General features: G+C 62.4%; 13 protein-coding genes. 1 reads left to right on the top strand and 12 read right to left on the bottom strand.

Features of this window, described 5'->3' with window-relative positions:
- Positions 1–7: 7 nt before the first annotated feature.
- The 9 genes from gltB to PMI20_RS05555 all read right to left on the bottom strand — a co-directional run bounded on the left by gltB (position 8) and on the right by PMI20_RS05555 (position 13,018).
- Complete coding sequence (gltB, locus tag PMI20_RS05595) at positions 8–4,453, bottom strand: glutamate synthase large subunit (protein WP_007925839.1); 4,446 nt, start codon at positions 4,451–4,453, stop codon at positions 8–10.
- A 350-nt stretch (positions 4,454–4,803) separates the two neighbouring features.
- Positions 4,804–6,393: an SPOR domain-containing protein gene (locus PMI20_RS05590; protein WP_007925840.1), complete on the bottom strand. Its 1,590-nt coding sequence runs from the start codon at positions 6,391–6,393 to the stop codon at positions 4,804–4,806.
- Positions 6,394–6,403: 10 nt separating this feature from the next.
- Positions 6,404–7,504: a 3-dehydroquinate synthase gene (gene aroB / locus PMI20_RS05585; RefSeq protein WP_007925843.1), complete on the bottom strand. Its 1,101-nt coding sequence runs from the start codon at positions 7,502–7,504 to the stop codon at positions 6,404–6,406.
- Positions 7,505–7,652: 148 nt separating this feature from the next.
- A complete protein-coding gene (aroK, locus tag PMI20_RS05580) occupies positions 7,653–8,171 on the bottom strand; it encodes a shikimate kinase AroK (protein ID WP_009041824.1) in 519 nt (172 codons plus the stop codon).
- A gap of 4 nt (positions 8,172–8,175) precedes the next feature.
- Positions 8,176–10,248 (bottom strand): type IV pilus secretin PilQ, encoded by a 2,073-nt coding sequence (locus tag PMI20_RS05575; RefSeq protein ID WP_007925845.1) that lies wholly within the window; start codon positions 10,246–10,248, stop codon positions 8,176–8,178.
- 13 nt (positions 10,249–10,261) lie between these two features.
- Positions 10,262–10,789 carry a pilus assembly protein PilP gene (locus tag PMI20_RS05570; protein ID WP_007925846.1) on the bottom strand — a complete coding sequence of 176 codons (528 nt, stop codon included), beginning with the start codon at positions 10,787–10,789 and terminating at the stop codon, positions 10,262–10,264.
- Complete coding sequence (locus tag PMI20_RS05565; RefSeq protein WP_007925847.1) at positions 10,786–11,403, bottom strand: type IV pilus inner membrane component PilO; 618 nt, start codon at positions 11,401–11,403, stop codon at positions 10,786–10,788. Before PMI20_RS05565 ends, PMI20_RS05570 begins: the two co-directional genes overlap by 4 nt.
- Positions 11,400–11,966 carry a PilN domain-containing protein gene (locus tag PMI20_RS05560; protein ID WP_007925848.1) on the bottom strand — a complete coding sequence of 189 codons (567 nt, stop codon included), beginning with the start codon at positions 11,964–11,966 and terminating at the stop codon, positions 11,400–11,402. The genes PMI20_RS05565 and PMI20_RS05560 overlap by 4 nt, the downstream gene beginning before the upstream one ends.
- A complete protein-coding gene (locus PMI20_RS05555; RefSeq protein WP_007925849.1) occupies positions 11,966–13,018 on the bottom strand; it encodes a pilus assembly protein PilM in 1,053 nt (350 codons plus the stop codon). The genes PMI20_RS05560 and PMI20_RS05555 overlap by 1 nt, the downstream gene beginning before the upstream one ends.
- A gap of 216 nt (positions 13,019–13,234) precedes the next feature.
- Here PMI20_RS05555 and PMI20_RS05550 point away from each other — a divergent pair, with 216 nt between their 5' ends.
- Positions 13,235–15,670, top strand: a complete 2,436-nt coding sequence (locus tag PMI20_RS05550; RefSeq protein WP_172963018.1) for a penicillin-binding protein 1A — start codon at positions 13,235–13,237, stop codon at positions 15,668–15,670.
- Between the two features lie 135 nt (positions 15,671–15,805).
- Here the strand turns inward: PMI20_RS05550 and PMI20_RS05545 are convergent, their stop codons facing one another.
- The 3 genes from PMI20_RS05545 to rpmE all read right to left on the bottom strand — a co-directional run bounded on the left by PMI20_RS05545 (position 15,806) and on the right by rpmE (position 18,301).
- Positions 15,806–17,074, bottom strand: a complete 1,269-nt coding sequence (locus tag PMI20_RS05545) for a malic enzyme-like NAD(P)-binding protein (RefSeq protein WP_007925851.1) — start codon at positions 17,072–17,074, stop codon at positions 15,806–15,808.
- Positions 17,075–17,258: 184 nt separating this feature from the next.
- The gene (locus tag PMI20_RS05540; protein WP_007925853.1) at positions 17,259–18,041 is read right to left on the bottom strand and encodes a thermonuclease family protein; all 783 of its coding nucleotides are present in this window, start codon (positions 18,039–18,041) and stop codon (positions 17,259–17,261) included.
- A gap of 41 nt (positions 18,042–18,082) precedes the next feature.
- A complete protein-coding gene (gene rpmE, locus PMI20_RS05535) occupies positions 18,083–18,301 on the bottom strand; it encodes a 50S ribosomal protein L31 (protein WP_007925855.1) in 219 nt (72 codons plus the stop codon).
- Positions 18,302–18,399 lie beyond the last annotated feature (98 nt).

Below are 18,399 nucleotides of genomic sequence, written 5' to 3'. Positions count from 1 at the left end.
GCGCATATCACTGCGGGTTGGCACGGGTGCTGGAAAGCAACGATTTCAAGCTGGCAGCCTTCGGCTTGACCAACCAGAAGCGACGCAGGTAGTCATCGAGGTTCTCGGCCAGGTTACGGCCCCACTCGCTACCGGTTTCCTCGACGTATTCGTCCAGCACGCGCTGCAGGTGGCTGCGATAGGCTTCCATCGCTTCGCCGCTGATCCGCTGGATTTCCACCAGCTCGTGGTTGACCCGGTCAACGAAGGTGTTGTCCTGGTCGAGCACGTAGGCGAAACCGCCGGTCATGCCTGAGCCGAAGTTGTAACCGGTCTTGCCCAGCACGCAGACAAAACCACCGGTCATGTATTCGCAGCAGTGATCGCCAGTGCCTTCCACCACGGTGTGGGCACCGGAGTTGCGCACGGCGAAACGCTCGCCCGCGGTGCCGGCGGCGAACAGCTTGCCGCCGGTGGCGCCGTACAGGCAGGTGTTGCCGATAATCGCGCTGTCCTGAGTCTTGTAGGCGCTGCCTTGCGGCGGAACAATCACCAGCTTGCCGCCGGTCATGCCCTTGCCGACGTAGTCGTTGGCGTCGCCTTCGAGGTAGAGGTTCAGGCCGCCGGCGTTCCACACGCCGAAGCTCTGACCGGCAGTGCCCTTGAAGCGGAAGGTGATCGGCGCCTTGGCCATGCCTTGGTTGCCGTGGACCTTGGCGATTTCGCCGGAGATCCGCGCACCGATGGAACGGTCGCAGTTGCAGATGTCGAGCGCGAACTCGGCACCGCTGAGGTCGGCGATCGCAGGCTTGGCCATGGCGACCATTTTCTCGGCCAGCAGGCCCTGGTCGAACGGTGGGTTGCGGTCGACCTGGCAGAACTGCGGCTTGTCCGCCGGGATATGGTCGCTGCCCAGCAGCGGGGTCAGGTCCAGGTGATGCTGCTTGGCGGTCTGGCCTTCGAGGATTTCCAGCAGATCGGTACGACCGATCAGCTCTTCCAGCGAACGCACGCCCAGCTTGGCCAGCCACTCACGGGTTTCCTCGGCGACGTAGGTGAAGAAGTTCACCACCATCTCCACGGTACCGATGTAGTGGTCCTTGCGCAGCTTCTCATTCTGAGTCGCGACGCCGGTGGCGCAGTTGTTCAGGTGGCAGATACGCAGGTACTTGCAACCCAGGGCGATCATCGGCGCGGTGCCGAAGCCGAAGCTTTCGGCGCCGAGGATCGCCGCCTTGATCACGTCGAGGCCGGTTTTCAGGCCACCGTCGGTCTGCACCCGGACCTTGCCGCGCAGGTCGTTGCCGCGCAGGGTCTGGTGGGTTTCCGCCAGGCCCAGTTCCCACGGCGCACCGGCGTACTTGATCGAGGTCAGCGGCGAGGCGCCGGTGCCACCGTCGTAGCCGGAGATGGTGATCAAGTCGGCGTAGGCCTTGGCCACGCCAGCGGCGATGGTGCCGACGCCGGCTTCCGCCACCAGCTTCACCGAAACCAGCGCCTGCGGGTTGACCTGCTTCAAGTCGAAGATCAACTGCGACAAGTCTTCGATGGAATAGATGTCGTGGTGCGGCGGTGGCGAAATCAGGGTCACGCCCGGTACCGCGTAACGCAGCTTGGCGATCAGGCCGTTGACCTTGCCGCCCGGCAGCTGGCCGCCTTCGCCGGGCTTGGCGCCCTGGGCCACCTTGATCTGCAGCACTTCGGCATTGACCAGGTATTCCGGGGTCACGCCGAAACGGCCGGTGGCCACCTGCTTGATCTTCGAGCTCTTGATGGTGCCGTAGCGCGCCGGGTCTTCGCCGCCTTCACCGGAGTTGGAACGCGCACCCAGGCGGTTCATGGCTTCGGCCAGGGCTTCGTGGGCCTCCGGCGACAGCGCGCCCAGGGAGATGCCGGCGGAGTCGAAACGCTTGAGGATCGATTCCAGCGGCTCGACTTCGCTGATGTCCATCGGCGTGTCCAGGGTCTTCACCTTGAACAGGTCGCGGATCATCGATACCGGGCGGTTGTCCACCAGCGCGGTGTATTCCTTGAACTTGGCGTAGTCGCCCTGCTGCACGGCGGCTTGCAGGGTGTTGACCACATCCGGGTTGTAGGCGTGGTATTCGCCACCGTGGACGAACTTCAGCAGGCCGCCTTGCTGGATCGGCTTGCGCGGGCTCCAGGCTTCGGTAGCCAGGGCTTTCTGCTCGGCTTCGATGTCGACGAAACGCGCGCCCTTGATGCGGCTCGGCACGCCACGGAAGCTCAGCTCGCAGACTTCCTCGGACAGGCCGATGGCCTCGAACAGCTGCGCACCGCGGTAGGACGCGATGGTCGAGATACCCATCTTCGACAGGATCTTCAGCAGGCCCTTGGTGATGCCCTTGCGGTAGTTCTTGAACACCTCGTAGAGGTCGCCCAGCACTTCACCGGTACGGATCAGGTCGCCCAGCACTTCGTAGGCCAGGAACGGATAGACCGCCGAGGCGCCGAAACCGATCAGCACCGCGAAATGGTGCGGATCGCGCGCGGTGGCGGTTTCCACCAGGATGTTGGAGTCGCAGCGCAGGCCCTTCTCGGTCAGGCGGTGGTGCACCGCGCCGGTGGCCAGGGACGCGTGGATCGGCAACTTGCCCGGAGCGATATGGCGGTCGCTGAGGACGATCTGGGTACGACCGGCGCACACGGCTTCTTCGGCCTGGTCGGCGACGTTGCGGATCGCCGCTTCCAGGCCGAGGCTTTCCTCGTAGTTCAGGTCGATGACCTGACGCTCGAAGCCCGGACGGTCGAGGTTCATCAGCGAGCGCCACTTGGCGGGCGAGATCACCGGCGAGCTGAGAATCACGCGGGAAGCGTGCTCAGGCGATTCCTGGAAGATGTTGCGCTCGGCACCGAGGCAGATCTCCAGGGACATGACGATGGCTTCGCGCAGCGGGTCGATCGGCGGGTTGGTGACCTGGGCGAACTGCTGGCGGAAGTAGTCGTACGGCGTGCGCACACGCTGGGACAGCACGGCCATCGGCGTGTCGTCGCCCATGGAGCCGACCGCCTCGTAGCCTTGCTCGCCCAAGGGACGCAGCACCTGATCACGCTCCTCGAAGGTGACCTGGTACATCTTCATGTACTGCTTGAGCTGGTCGACGTCGTAGAACGCCGAACCGTGGTCGTTGTCTTCCATGGTCGCCTGGATGCGCAGGGCGTTCTTGCGCAGCCATTGCTTGTACGGATGGCGGGACTTCAGGCGGTTGTCGATGGCGTCGGTGTCGAGGATCTGCCCGGTTTCGGTGTCCACGGCGAAGATCTGGCCCGGGCCGACACGGCCCTTGGCGATCACGTCTTCAGGCTGGTAGTTCCAGACGCCGATTTCCGATGCCAGGGTGATGAAACCGTTCTTGGTGGTAACCCAGCGCGCCGGACGCAGGCCGTTACGGTCGAGCAGGCAGACGGCGTAGCGGCCGTCGGTCATGACCACGCCCGCGGGGCCGTCCCACGGTTCCATGTGCATGGAGTTGTATTCGTAGAACGCACGCAGGTCGGCGTCCATGGTCTCGACATTCTGCCACGCTGGCGGAATGATCATCCGCACGCCACGGAACAGGTCGATGCCGCCGGTGACCATCAGCTCGAGCATGTTGTCCATGCTCGAGGAGTCGGAACCCACGCGGTTGACCAGCGGGCCGAGTTCTTCCAGATCCATCAGGTCGTTGGTGAACTTGGTGCGCCGGGCCTGGGCCCAGTTGCGGTTGCCGGTGATGGTGTTGATCTCGCCGTTGTGGGCGAGGAAGCGGAACGGCTGCGCCAGCGGCCATTTCGGCAGGGTGTTGGTGGAGAAGCGCTGGTGGAACACGCAGATCGCGGTTTGCAGGCGCGGGTCACCCAGGTCCGGATAGAAGGCGGCGAGGTCCGCCGGCATCATCAGGCCTTTATAGATGATGGTCTTGTGGGAAAAGCTGCAGATGTAGTGGTCGGTATCGGCGGCGTTGGCTACCGACGAACGACGACGGGCACTGAACAGCTTGACTGCCATGTCCTGGTCGCTCAGGCCTTCGCCGCCGATGTAGACCTGTTCGATCTGCGGCAGGCGCTCCAGGGCCAGGCGGCCGAGAACGCTGGTATCGATCGGCACTTTGCGCCAGCCGATCAGTTGCAGGCCTTCGGCCAGGATCTCGCGGTTCATGTTCTCGCGAGCGGCTTCGGCCTTGGCCGGATCCTGGTTGAAGAAGACCATGCCCACGGCATATTGCTTGGGCAATTCGACACTGAAGGTTTCCTGGGCAATGGCTCGCAGGAACGCGTCAGGCTTCTGAATCAGCAGACCGCAACCGTCGCCGGTCTTGCCGTCCGCGTTGATCCCACCGCGGTGGGTCATGCAGGTCAGGGCCTCGATGGCCGTTTGCAAAAGGGTATGACTGGGTTCGCCCTGCATATGGGCTATCAGACCGAAACCGCAGTTATCCTTGAATTCATCTGGTTGGTACAGACCTGCTTTCATAGACACTTTCTCACCAGGCTGCCTCTTGTCGAGACAAATTTCTTTTCAATTCAACCAGTTACCATCCACGCCGAACGTACGCCGGCTTTGCGGGGGCAAAAGGGAGGTCATTGTACACACCGACACAGACGCTCACAAATTTGGCGACGAAATGTCGCAAATCTATGTCGCATTTATGAAAGGTTTAAAGCGATATGCTGTGCTAGTCAAAACTTTTTTAGTTCGGACCGCGACGACTCAAAAGCTACTGTGACGCAGACACCACAAGGCACGCGGCCTTGAAGGCAGCATGCGCATGCGGATTTTTTTGAGGTGCTGGGAGAGGCGGCCTGGGTAAGGCCGCCGAATCTTCAGCGAGTTGCTGCCAGTTCCTGTTGGACGCTGGCGACAGTGCGAGGCCAAGGTTTACCAGCCTGAACCTTCGCTGGCAAGGCCTTGATAGCGGTAACGGCTGCATCACGGCTGCTGAAGCTGCCGTAAGTGATCACATACAGCGGTTTGCCGTTGAGGACTTTCTTGAAATAACGGTACTGAGCGCCCTGCTCCTTGACGAAGCTCTGCGCCGCGGCTTCGGAACTGGTGCCCAGGATCTGCACGACGTAGTTACCTGGCGCCTGACCGGCGTACCAGCTACCGCCGGTAGCAGCCTTGGCTACGGTGACAGGTTTCTCGGCTGGCTTGGCAGCCGGTGCAGCCGCCGGCTTGCTGACCGGAGCAGGCGCAGGCTTGACCACTGGAGCCGGCTTGGCGGCAGCGACCTGGGTCGGCGCCGGGGTCGGACGGGCTTCAGGCGTCGGCGCCGGACCGGCCGGCACGCCGGCTGGCGGTGCAATGGTGGTCACGGTCGGCGGCGTGGCGCTGGAGCCTTCCACCGGCACGCCATCGTCACCCTCGGTGATCCCGCCGGCGGCTTCGGCCAGAGGGCCGCGCATCACCGGTTGCGACTGGCCGACCAATGGCAGCGGCATTGGCTGGGAAGAACCGGCGAACTCGACAGCCGGGCTGCCATTGCTGTTCGGTTGCGGTGTCTGGCCCAGCGGCAGCTGCGCCTGTTCGTTGGCTGGCGCACCGGTACTTGGTGCCTTGCTGCGACCCGGCATCAGCCAGGCAGCGGCAACGGCCACCACTACGACTGCGGATATCGCCAATACGTGTTTCTTCGGCATGTTGAACCCCATACTTGGACGCTTGACCGCTGAGCGGCTGGCAATCATGGCTTCGATCATTGCATCCCGGGCGACCTGGTTGATGTTGCCAGGCCAGCCATCGGAGCCTTCGTGAATATCACTGATCTGATCCGCGGAGAAAAGTTCGATACCCCGTCCTGCGCCTTCGAGACGCTGCGCCAGGTATTCGCGGGTTTCCTCTTCGGTGTAAGGCTGCAGTTCGATGACATGGAAGCGCTCTTCTTCCGCACTCAGCTGCTCCAGGCCGGCAATCAGCGACGACTCGCCGAACAGGAACACATGCGGGCGACCTTCCGGAGCACCGGCGGCAAGCGCCAGCAGCGCCTCGAGCGCCGACTCGTCGAGCTGCTCGGCGTCATCCACCAGCAGATAGACTTCCTGGCCGGTCAGGGCCAGTTGCACCACTTGCGCCAGGATCGGGCCGATTTCGGCCTGCTCGACATTCAGCGCCTGGGCCACCTGCCGCAGCACGCCCGCCGCGTCGCCGGCACCGCGGGCGGAAACCACCACGCTCTGTACCGACTGCTTGTTGGTACTGGCTACCAGCGCCTGACGCAGCAGCGTCTTGCCGCTGCCCTGCGGGCCGGTCACGACCAGCAGCAGCTGGCTGTAGCGCGCCAGGTGATGCAGTTGCCCCAGCACCGGCTTGCGCTGGGCGGGGAAAAACTTGAAGCCAGGCACCCGTGGAGCGAAAGGGTCATGGCTCAATTGATAGTGGCCGAGGAAAGCCTCGTCGGCATGCAAACTAGTCATGGGGATCTTATTAACCTTTAAGCTGAGCCAGGGCGCGGTAATCCGCTCCCAGCGTGGCCTGTAAAACCTCTTTCGGATAATCGTCGGTCACTACGGCTTCGCCCATGCGGCGCAACAGCACCAGACGCAAACGACCATCGATCACTTTCTTGTCAATTGCCATGTGTTCGAGAAAATCCGCTTCGGTCATTTCCTCGGGCGGAATGACCGGCAAGCCTGCGCGCTGGAACAGGCGAATGCCGCGGTCACGCTCCTCGGCGCTAATCCAGCCAAGGCGTGCGGACATCTCCAGTGCCATTACGGTGCCAGCGGCAACCGCTTCACCATGCAGCCAGACACCATAGCCCATGTGGGTTTCGATGGCGTGGCCGAAGGTATGCCCCAGGTTCAGCGTGGCGCGCACACCGGACTCACGCTCGTCAGCGCCCACCACGGCCGCCTTAGCCGCGCAGGAGCGTTCGATGGCATAGGTCAGCGCCTGCTGGTCCAGGGCTCGCAAGCGGTCGACGTTGTCTTCGAGCCAGGTAAGGAAGGGCTCGTCGCAGATCAGACCGTATTTGATGACTTCCGCCAGGCCGGCCGACAGCTCGCGAGGCGGCAGGGTATTGAGCGAGGCGGTATCGATCAGCACCACGTTCGGCTGATAGAAGGCACCGACCATGTTCTTGCCCAGCGGATGGTTGATACCGGTCTTGCCGCCCACCGACGAATCGACCTGGGACAACAAGGTGGTAGGAATCTGGATGAAATCGACGCCACGCTGGTAGCAGGCGGCGGCAAAGCCGGCCATGTCGCCGATCACCCCGCCGCCAAGGGCGATGATCGTGGTGCGGCGATCGTGGCGTGCGGTCAGCAGGCCATCGAAAATAAGCTGCAGGGTTTCCCAGTTCTTGAACGCTTCGCCGTCGGGAAGAACCACCGAGATCACCGAGAACTGGGCGAGGCTGCGTTTCAGACGCTCAAGGTACAGCGGCGCTACGGTTTCATTGGAAACGATCGCCACTTGTCGCCCGGCGATGTGCGGAGCCAGCAACTCGGGCCGGTCCAACAAACCTTCGCCAATATGAATCGGGTAGCTGCGCTCGCCTAGATCGACCTTAAGTGTCTGCATGTGTCCCCACAGTGAAGATGGAAGCTGGTGTCCTGCCTTGCATTAACGACTGGCATCGCCTGGCTTTCTGACGCCGCGCAATAGCCATGCGCCACAACCGCGAGCGATCATGGCAAGGCGCCGAGGATAGCGCATTTCCCGCTGCGCATTAACGGGGAGGCAGTTGCTGCAGGCGGTCCAGTATGTCCAGCACCACCATGCGCGGTGGCCGTTCATCGGTTTCAACCACCAGGTCGGCGATTTCCCGATAAAGCGGATCGCGAATTGCCAACAGGTCCCGCAGGGTCTTCGCCGGATCGGCCGTGCGCAGCAGCGGTCGATTGCGATCCCGTGCGGTGCGACCGACCTGCTGCTCCACCGAAGCATGCAGATAGACCACACGCCCCCCGGCATGCAGCGCCAGACGGTTGGCTTCGCGCATCACCGCGCCGCCGCCGGTCGCCAGGACCACGCCATCGGCGGAGCACAGCTCGGCGATCATGGCCTGTTCCCGATCACGAAAGCCCGGCTCACCTTCTTTATCGAAGATCCACGGGATATTGGCACCCGTGCGCAACTCAATTTCCTTATCGGAATCTTTGAATGGCAGGCGCAGCTCTTTGGCCAGCAAGCGACCAATGGTGCTTTTTCCAGCCCCCATTGGCCCAACAAGAATCAAATTTCGCACAGAATCAACGACTCACAGCAATCGCCTGGTTGTTCATGATACGCGGAGTGAGAAATACCAGCAGCTCGGATTTTTTCTCCGACACCACGTCACGCCGGAAAAGGCGGCCAAGATACGGCACATCGCCGAGAAATGGCACCTTATCTACAACCTTGCTTTGCGTATTGGAGAAAACTCCACCGATGACGATGGTCTCTCCATCGTTGATCAGGACCTTGGCGTTGACCTCGTTCTTCTTGATCGGCGGCACGTCCTGGACTTTGTTCAGGTAGTCCGGCTCGTCCTTGGTGACCTTGACCTCCATGATGATGCGGTTATCCGGGGTGATCTGTGGCGTCACCTCCAGGGACAGCGAGGCCTCCTTGAACGACACCGAGGTCGCCCCGCTGGAGGCGGCTTCCTGATAGGGGATTTCCGTGCCCTTGAGGATCTTCGCCGTCTCCTTGTCGGACGTGACGACCTTGGGCTGGGAGACGATTTCCCCGTTACCGGTCTTTTCCATGGCTGTGAGCTCAAGGTCCAGCAACACATTGTCGGTGATGAAGGCGATACCCAGGCCGGAGGTATTGGCGGTAGTGCCCAGGTCGACGAACGGTGAGTTGCTGCTGGTACTGCCCGGCGTGCCTATGGTGGAGGAACCGTTGGTGCCGTTGCTGACCCCCGAGACATTCCAGTTGCCCTGGTTCTGGATCGAGCCGCCCCAGCGCACGCCCAGGCTTTTGTCGTAGTCGACGTTGGCCTCGACGATCCGCGCTTCGATCATCACCTGGCGCACCGGGATATCCAGCTGGCTGACGATCCGCCGCAGCTCGTCCAGACGCTCCCGGGTCTGGTAGGCGATGATGTTGTTGGTCCGCTCATCGACAGTGATCGACCCGCGTTCGTCGGACCTGTCCTCGGCGCGGGTGACCGACTGGAACAGCTTGGCGATCTCCGCGGCCTTGGCGTAGTTGACCTGCAGCAGTTCGCGCCGCAATGGTTCCAGGTCGGCGATCTGCTTCTGCGACTCCAGTTCCTGGCGTTCGCGGGCAGCGATTTCATCGGCCGGCGCCACCAGCAACACGTTGCCCACCTTGCGCTTGTCCAGCCCCTTGGTCTTGAGCACCAGATCGAGGGCCTGGTCCCACGGCACATTCTGCAGGCGCAAGGTAATGCCGCCCTGCACCGTATCGCTGGCCACCAGGTTGAGGTTGGTGAAATCGGCGATCAGTTGCAGCACCGAGCGGACCTCGATGTCCTGGAAGTTCAGCGAGAGCTTTTCGCCGTTGTAGGCCGAGCGCTCGGCGTTGCGCTTCTGCAGGTCGCCCGAGGTCATCGGCCTGACGCTCACCGTGAGTTTGTTGTCCGTCTGGTAGGTCGAGTAATCGAAAGTGCCGCCGGGCTCGATGGTGACGATGGCCTTGCCGGACTCCGCCCGGGCGCTGACGAACTGCACGGGGGTGGCGAAATCCTTGACGTCCAGCCTGACCCGCAGGGGCTCGGGCAGGCGGGCCTTGGCGAAGGTGAGGACGAGCTTGCCGCCGCGCTCCTGTATATCCGGGCTCATTCCCGAGTCGGAGAGGTCGATCAGTACATTACCTTCGCCTTGCTCGCCGCGCTGGAAATCCACGCTGCGAATCGACCGCCCCACGGAAGCCACGGCCTTGGCCCGCCCGGACGCGACAGCCGGCTGCCCCGGCGCACTCAGCGCCGCCGTCGCCCCCTGGCCGATCACCACAAACAGCTGATTGCCGGCGACCCGAGTGCTGTAGGGCGCCAGCGCGACCAGATTGACGACGACCCGGGTACGCTGCCCCGATTCGACCACCGTCACGCTGCGCGCATTGCCATTGCCCAGGTCACGGCTCTTGTCTGCCAGCTGGCTGATAACACCGGGCAGATCGAGGGCGATCCGCGCCGGCTGGTCGGTGGTATAGCCGCGCGGCTCGGGCACCGGCCCATCGAAGGTGAGTTTCAACTCCAGGCGATCCCCCGGCAGCGCCGCGACATCCAGGGCCTTGAGGCTGGCCGCCATGGCCATCGGTGAAAGCAGCGCCATCCATAGCGCAATACCGAAGGCTGAAAAGATCCTGTTCATGATGCGAGTTCCACTATGAGTGTTCTTTTAATGGAATGGTCCGTGGTCGCTCCAGCCACGCTCCCGCTCCATCGGGAACAATCTCGACCACCTCGACCTGTGAATCGCTGATCGCGACAATCCGCCCGTCGTTACGCCCCAGGTAATCGCCGACCTTCAGCCGATGCACGCCACCGGCGCCACGCAACAGCGCAAAGAAGCCGGAAGCATTGGAAAGGGTGCCCACCATCTCGAACTGTTCGATGCTGAAGCCCTCGAGATACTGCTTGCTGCGGTTCGGATCCGGCTTGACCGCAGGCGAGCCTGCCCGACGTGCCGCCAGGTCCACCCTGACCGCAGGCTGAAACGGGCTGCGCAAGGGTGCGGCGTTATAGGTGATCGTTGGGTAAGACCCAAATGCCGGCATTGGTTCAATCTCGCCGGGCGACTGCAACCGCGCCTCGTTCATGTAGGCATCCAGATCACTGAAGTCGTCATCGTTGCCACAACCAGCCAGCCCGACAAATGCCAGCACCAGCAACAAGCCGTGAGCGCGCTTCATGGGCGTGGCACCTTGTAGCGGTAAGTCCTGGCCAGAATGTTCATGCGCAGGTTCGAACCGACCTGCGGCGTGACCGGTTTGATCTCGAAATCATGCAGGGTGACGATTCGCGGCAAACCGGCCACGCCGCTGACGAAAGTCGCCAGTGCGTGATAGCCGCCGGTAACCCTGATCTGGATTGGCAATTCGACGTAAAACGGCTGGACCACCTCCGGCAACAGCTTGATCTCTTCGAACTCCAGCCCGCTGCCAAGCCCGGTGCGGCTGATGTCTTCAAGCAGGCCCGGCACCTCGGTATCGCTGGGCAACTGGCGCAGCATGAGGTCAAAGGCGGTTTCCATGGCCTTCATCTGTTCGGTGTAAGGCCCGAGGTTGGCCACCAGGCGCGCCTTGCTGGCGAACTGCTGTTTCAGCACGGCCTCGTCCGCCCGGCGCTGGTCGAGTTGCAGCAACAGGTCCTTGAGGTACAGGTTGTATCCGAGGGCCAGTACCAGCAGCATGACCAGCGCCACGACCACGCCTTTGACCAGCGCCGGCCACGCCCCCATGTTGCTCATTTCCAGCTCGCCGAGATCGATCCGGCGCATCTGCGCCCACCCGCCGGACAGGTTCATTGCCCTTCCTCGCCCAGGGCGGGCCGGGTTTGATGGACGGTCAGCTGAAACACATTGACCTGGTCGGCGTTATCCGTCCCGGCGGCCTTGACCTCTGTCAGGCTCGGCGCATCGAACCAGTCCGAGGCGTCCAGGTTGCGCATCAGGTCCGAAACACGATGGTTCGATTCGGCCGCCCCGGTGATGGAAAGAGTCTGCCCGCTCATCCTGACATCGGTGAAATACACCCCGTCCGGCAGGGTGCGGGCCAATTGGTCGAACACCCGCGCGCTGGTGGAGCGATTGCCTTGCAGGTCCTGGATGATCTTCATCCGCTCCACCAGTTGCTCGCGATGCAGCTTCAGCTCGCCGATCTTGGCGATCCGCTGATCGAGCAAGGTGATTTGAGCGCCTACGTGATTGTTGCGCGCCAGTTGCCTGTCGATCGCCCGGTCGATGATCCTGTCGCCCGCGAACAACACACCCAGGGCCACCGCCACAGCCGCTGCCAGGGCCAGGAAAAAGTGGCGACGCCGCTGTTCGCGCCGCGCCTCGCGCCAGGGAAGAAGATTGATCCGCGCCATCAGTCGAAACTCCGCAAGGCCAGCCCGCAGGCGACCATCAAGGACGGGGCTTCGCTGACCAGGGCCGCGGCGTCGACCTTGGCGCCGATGCTCATGCCAGCGAAGGGGTTGGCGATCAGCGCAGGCAAGCCCAAGCGCTGCTCGATCAACGGGACAAGCCCCGGAACCGAGGCGCTGCCACCCGCCAACAGGATGGAGTCGACCTGGTGTTGCGGGGCGGAGGCCTGGAAAAACTGCAACGAGCGCGAAACCTGTTGCACAACCGCCTCCTGAAAAGGTTGCAGCACCTCACTGGCGTAATCGTCCGGCAGGCCACCCTGCTTCTTCGCCAGGCCGGCCTCTTCTTTCGACAGCCCGTAGCGACGCTGGATGTGTTCGGTCAGTTGGTGTCCGCCGAACAACTGCTCACGGGAATAGACGATCTGCCCTTCATGCACGATGCTCAGGGTGGTCAGGGTGGCGCCGATATCGACCAGCGCCACGGTCCGGGCAGCCGGCGAGCCGGCCGCCAGGGCGAACGAACGCTCCAGCGCGCAGACTTCCAGGTCCACCACTCGGGCCGCCAGCCCGGCGAGCTCGAGCGCCGCCTCGCGAACTTCGATGTGCTCCTTGCGGCAGGCCGCCAACAGCACATCGACGCGCTCGGGATTGCGGGCCGAATAGCCGAGGACGTCGAAATCGATGGCGGCCTCGTCCAGCGGATAGGGAATGTACTGGTCGGCGTCGACCTTGAGCTGGCTTTCCCGATCGTCGTCGGACAGCCCGGCCTCCATCTCGATGACCTTGCTGATCACCGCCGAGCCGGCCATCGCCAGCGCCGCGTGCTTCGCACCCGGCCGGGCCCTGGCCAGCAGGCGAGACAGGGCATGCCCGACCCCTTCAGGCTCGACGATGTTTTTTTCGACCACGGCGTTGGCCGGCAACGGCTCCACGCCATAGGCCTCGACCCGAAAACGGCCACCGACACGGCTCAATTCAAGAAGCTTGACCGAGGTGGAGCTGATATCGATCCCCAGAAGGGAACTCGCCTTTTTACTGAAGAGTCCTAGCACTACCAATTCCCTATGACTATCCGTGACTTACGGACTCTGGAATGTCCATTGCGTTCAATCACCACGTCTTGACAGACGGGCAAATGACGCCCTTGGCGGAAAAATGCTTATAATGCCCAGCGATTTTTCCGCGATTTATCTGCTGCGTGAGCCGATTCCTGACTGTGAATACCTGACGCCCAATTCATTCCTTTCTCTGGAAATCCAAAAGCCTTGATTCGTCTGCTGAAGTTTTTCGGGTGGTCCATCGTCGCTGTGTTCTGCGGGCTGCTCCTCGCTCTCTCCGGCGCGTTTCTCTATCTTAGTCCTGGGTTACCGTCGGTAGAGGCGCTCAGAAGTATCCAGTTGCAGATTCCCCTGCGGGTGTACAGCAGCGACGGCAAGTTGATTGCAGAATTCGGCGAAATGCGCCGCACTCCAATCCGTTTCGCCGACATTCCCCCCAACTTCATTAATGCGTTACTAAGTGCTGAAGACGACAATTTCGCCAACCACTACGGCGTCGATCCCAGCAGCCTGATGCGTGCCGCGACCCAACTGGTCAAGAGCGGGCACATCCAGTCCGGCGGCAGCACCATCACCATGCAGGTGGCAAAGAACTTCTTCCTGAGCAGCGAACGCAGCTTCTCGCGCAAGACCACCGAGATCCTCCTGGCCCTGCAAATCGAGCGCCAACTGACCAAGGACGAGATCCTCGAGCTGTACGTCAACAAGATCTACCTGGGTAACCGCGCCTACGGCATCGAGGCCGCGGCCCAGGTGTATTACGGCAAGTCGATTCGCGATGTCAGCCTGGCGCAGATGGCGATGATCGCCGGCCTGCCCAAGGCACCGTCGCGCTTCAACCCACTGGCCAACCCGGCGCGCAGTAAAGAGCGCCGCGACTGGATCCTCGGGCGGATGTACAAGCTCGGCAAGATCAGCGAGGCGGACTACACCGCGGCGATCAACGAGCCGCTGAACGCCAGCTATCACGTGCCGACGCCGGAAGTGAACGCACCGTACATCGCCGAGATGGCCCGCGCCGAGATGGTCGGTCGTTACGGCAGCGACGCCTATACCGAAGGTTTCCGCGTCACCACCACGGTACCGAGCGACCTGCAGGAACTGGCCAACACCGCCGTCCATGAAGGCCTGATCACCTACGACCAGCGCCATGGCTATCGCGGCCCCGAGTCGCGCCTGCCCGGCAAGACCCACGCTGCCTGGGCCCAGGAACTGACCAAGCAACGCAGCATCAGCGGCCTGGAACCGGCGATCGTCACCCAGGTCGACAAGAACGGCCTGCAGGTACTGACCCGCACCGGCGAAGAGCACGTAGGTTGGGACAGCATGAAATGGGCTCGCCCGTTCCTGAACACCAACAGCATGGGCGCCGCTCCCAAGCAGCCGAGCGATGTCGCCCAGGTCGGCGACCTGATTCGCGTGCAGCGCCAGGCAGACAACTCGCTCAAGTTCCGCCAGATCCCGGTCGTTCAGGGCGCACTGGTGTCCCTCGATCCGCAAAACGGCGCCATTCGCTCGCTGGTGGGCGGCTTCGCCTTCGAGCAGAGCAACTACAACCGGGCGCTGCAGGCCAAGCGCCAACCCGGTTCCAGCTTCAAGCCATTCGTCTATAGCGCCGCGCTGGACAATGGCTACACCGCCGCCAGCCTGGTGAACGATGCGCCGATCGTGTTCGTCGACGAGTACCTGGACAAGGTCTGGCGTCCGAAAAACGACACCAACACCTTCCTCGGCCCGATCCGCATGCGCGAGGCGCTGTACAAGTCGCGCAACCTGGTTTCGATCCGCCTCCTGCAAAGCCTGGGCGTGGACCGCACCATCGACTACATCAGCAAGTTCGGCTTCAACAAACAGGACCTGCCGCGCAACCTGTCGCTGGCCCTGGGCACCGCGACCCTGACCCCGATGGAGATCGCCACCGGCTGGAGCGTGTTCGCCAACGGCGGCTACAAGGTCACGCCGTACATCATCGACAAGATCGAAAGTCGCAACGGCGAAACCCTGTTCACCGCCAACCCGCCGAGCGTACCGGCTGGCGACACGGCCAGCAGCGGGATCGCGGCACCGGCGCAGCAGGGCTTCACGGTGGACAACGTCCCTGGCGAAACCCCGAGCCAGGCCCCTGTACAGGCACCCGCGGTGGCCGAACGCATCATCGATGGCCGCACCACCTACATCCTCAACAGCATGCTGGAAGACGTGATCAAGCTCGGCACCGGGCGGCGCGCCCTGGCCCTGGGCCGCACCGACCTGGCCGGCAAGACCGGGACCACCAACGAATCCAAGGACGCCTGGTTCTCCGGCTACAACGCCGACTACGTGACCACGGTCTGGACCGGTTTCGACCAGCCGGAAAGCCTGGGACGCCGCGAGTATGGCGGCACCGTGGCCCTGCCGATCTGGATGAACTACATGGGCGCCGCCCTCAAGGACAAGCCGGCCCATACCCAGGCCGAGCCGGAAGGCATTCTCAGCCTGCGGGTCGATCCGGTCAGCGGCCGCGCCGCGACACCGGGCACGCCGAACGCCTACTTCGAACTGTTCAAGAGCGAAGACACGCCGCCTTCGGTCAACGAACTGGGCAATGGCTACGCCCCTGGCAGCCCGCTGCCGGCGGACGAGTCGGCGCCGATCGATCTGTTCTAGAGAGCAGTCGCAAGCTGCAAGCTTCAAGCGGCAAGAAAGAGCAGAGCGGCGCCGCCTTTCTCTTGCAGCTTGAGGCTTGAAACTTCCCCATAAAAAAACCCGGCTCGAAGGCCGGGTTTTTTTATGGGCTGCTATTTAGCCGTTGAACACGTCATCCACGCTTTTGAGCGGGTAGTTCTTCGGATACGGCAGGGTCGCCACGCCGGTCTCGATCGCGGCCTTGGCCACGGCATCGGAGATCACGGTGATCAGACGGGCATCCATAGGCTTCGGAATGATGTACTCACGACCGAATTCCAGCTTGATGCCGCCGTAGGCGTCGCACACTTCCTGAGGCACCGGCAGCTTGGCCAGTTCGCGCAGGGCGTTGGCCGCGGCCACTTTCATTTCTTCGTTGATGCGCTTGGCGCGAACGTCCAGGGCACCACGGAAGATGAACGGGAAGCCCAGCACGTTGTTGACCTGGTTCGGGTAGTCCGAACGGCCGGTGGCCATGATCACGTCGCTACGGGTGGCGTGCGCCAGTTCCGGGGCGATTTCCGGATCAGGGTTCGAGCAGGCGAACACGATCGGGTTGGCAGCCATGGAGCTCAGGCCTTCGGCGCTCAGCAGGTTCGGGCCGGACAGGCCAACGAACACGTCGGCACCTTTGAGGGCGTCAGCCAGGGTGCGCTTGTCGGTCGTGTGGGCGAAGACCGCCTTGTACTGGTTCAGGTCGTCGCGCTCGGAGTGGATCACGCCGGTACGGTCGACCATGAAGATGTTTTCGATCTGGGCGCCCATGCTCACCAGCAGCTTCATGCAGGAGATGGCGGCGGCACCGGCGCCCAGGCAGACGATCTTCGCGTCCGACAGGGTTTTGCCAGCGATTTCCAGGGCGTTGATCATGCCGGCCGCGGTCACGATAGCGGTGCCGTGCTGGTCATCGTGGAATACCGGAATGTCGCACTGCTCGATCAGGGCGCGCTCGATCTCGAAGCACTCTGGCGCCTTGATGTCTTCCAGGTTGATGCCACCGAAAGTGATGGAGATGCGCTTGACGGTGTCGATGAAGGCTTGCGGGCTTTCGGAGTCGACTTCGATGTCGAATACGTCGATGCCGGCGAAGCGCTTGAACAGCACGCCCTTGCCTTCCATCACCGGCTTGGAAGCCAGTGGGCCGAGGTTACCCAGGCCGAGAATCGCGGTGCCATCGGAAATGACTGCAACCAGGTTGCCCTTGCCGGTGTATTTGTAGGCCAGTTCAGGATCGCGGGCGATTTCGCGTACTGGTTCGGCTACGCCGGGGCTGTAGGCCAGCGACAGGTCGCGGGCGGTAGCGGTGGCCTTGGTGAGCTCGACACTCAGTTTCCCTGGACGGGGATTGGCGTGATATTCGAGAGCGGCAGTTTTCAAATCAGACATGTGGGCATTCCGCTTTTTACTGTTGGACAGACGGACCGCCGAGGATACGCGTGTCGCAAAGTCCCTACAAGACTGACCAGTCACCCCTGTCAAGGCCCGCAGGCTACGACTTTGGGCCAAGAGCCACGGAACACAAGGGGTAGACTGTTCACAATCGAAATAAAAAATGTCTACAATTTTTTATTTATTGAACCAGCTGGAACATTCCGGGATGGGTCAACGGCAACATCCAGCGCGCCTGACCCGATTTCAAACCACCCTTGCGTGAACGGTCGAGCACCCAGCCGCGCGCCTCGATCTGCCGCCCCGGCAGGCGATCCAGCTGCACGCCATCGAATTGGCCAAGCAGATTGGGTGCAATGCGCAATACAACCGAATCCTGCAATTCGATCCAGACACCGCCCCGATTGCGTTGCACCTTGCTCACCCGACCACTGAGCAGCGCAAATCCGGAGGCCTTTATCTGATCCGCTTTCAGTACAGACGATTGCCGCCACAGCCCCAGCCGGGCCTGCCGGGCGCTACGCTCGGCGGCTTGCTGGCAGTTGAACAAATCGACGTTCGGCGCGACCGCCACCTGGTAACCCAGGCCCTCGGCAAGCAATTGCGCCTCAAGGTTGGCGCCATCGGCACCATAGACATGGGCCAGGGTCCGCCCATAGTGATCCCTGCTTTCCCGACCGGGAAGCAGGCCGACCCGACCGTTGCTGGCCTTCACCAGCGCCTGCAGGCGCTGACGGGCGGCAACCGCGAAGGGCTCGTCGGTGCGGCCTTTCTTGCCCAGTTCCGGCGCATTGAGGCCGATCATGCGCACGCTGCGGCCATCGACGAGACGCAAGGTGTCGCCATCGACCACCCGCTGGACCTGCACAGAGGCCAGCCCGGCCGGCGCCGGGCAGAACGCCTGGGCGCTGGAGAGCCAAATCGCGGACACAAAAAAGGCGCCCGCAAGGGACGCCTTTTTCATCAGCGAGGAGAAGCTGAAACAGCTTTCCAGACCGATCAGCCTTAGGCCTTTTTCGCGCCGAAAGCGCCGAAACGGTCGGCGAACTTCTGAACGCGGCCGCCGGTATCCAGAGTCTTCTGCTTACCGGTGTAGAACGGGTGGCATTCGTTGCAAACGTCGATCGCCAGCGGCTTAGCGAAGGTCGAACGAGTTTCGAACTTGTTGCCGCAGCTGCAGGTTACGGCAACTGCTGGGTATTCTGGATGGATATCGGCTTTCATGGTGTCTTCCTCAGGCTAGCGTGCCGCCACCCAACACTATTGTTGAATACCGCACGTAATTAGGCCGCGGATTCTACCAGACCTTTGCGATCACGCAA

Source organism: Pseudomonas sp. GM17 (genome assembly GCF_000282175.2).
GTDB classification, from domain to species: Bacteria; Pseudomonadota; Gammaproteobacteria; order Pseudomonadales; family Pseudomonadaceae; genus Aquipseudomonas; species Aquipseudomonas chlororaphis.
The sequence above is the reverse complement of the archived record's forward strand: the minus strand, read 5'-3'. Positions and strand labels throughout refer to the sequence as shown.

Excerpts from the sequence above, each read along its gene's own strand:
- PMI20_RS05560 (WP_007925848.1), bottom strand. The coding sequence starts at position 11,966 with ATGGCGCGGATCAATCTTCTTCCCTGGCGCGAGGCGCGGCGCGAACAG.
- PMI20_RS05575 (WP_007925845.1), bottom strand. The coding sequence starts at position 10,248 with ATGAACAGGATCTTTTCAGCCTTCGGTATTGCGCTATGGATGGCGCTG.
- PMI20_RS05545 (WP_007925851.1), bottom strand. The coding sequence starts at position 17,074 with ATGTCTGATTTGAAAACTGCCGCTCTCGAATATCACGCCAATCCCCGT.
- PMI20_RS05565 (WP_007925847.1), bottom strand. The coding sequence starts at position 11,403 with ATGAACCTGTCCGGCGGGTGGGCGCAGATGCGCCGGATCGATCTCGGC.
- rpmE (WP_007925855.1), bottom strand. The coding sequence starts at position 18,301 with ATGAAAGCCGATATCCATCCAGAATACCCAGCAGTTGCCGTAACCTGC.
- PMI20_RS05570 (WP_007925846.1), bottom strand. The coding sequence starts at position 10,789 with ATGAAGCGCGCTCACGGCTTGTTGCTGGTGCTGGCATTTGTCGGGCTG.
- aroB (WP_007925843.1), bottom strand. The coding sequence starts at position 7,504 with ATGCAGACACTTAAGGTCGATCTAGGCGAGCGCAGCTACCCGATTCAT.
- gltB (WP_007925839.1), bottom strand. The coding sequence starts at position 4,453 with ATGAAAGCAGGTCTGTACCAACCAGATGAATTCAAGGATAACTGCGGT.
- PMI20_RS05590 (WP_007925840.1), bottom strand. The coding sequence starts at position 6,393 with ATGACTAGTTTGCATGCCGACGAGGCTTTCCTCGGCCACTATCAATTG.
- PMI20_RS05540 (WP_007925853.1), bottom strand. The coding sequence starts at position 18,041 with ATGAAAAAGGCGTCCCTTGCGGGCGCCTTTTTTGTGTCCGCGATTTGG.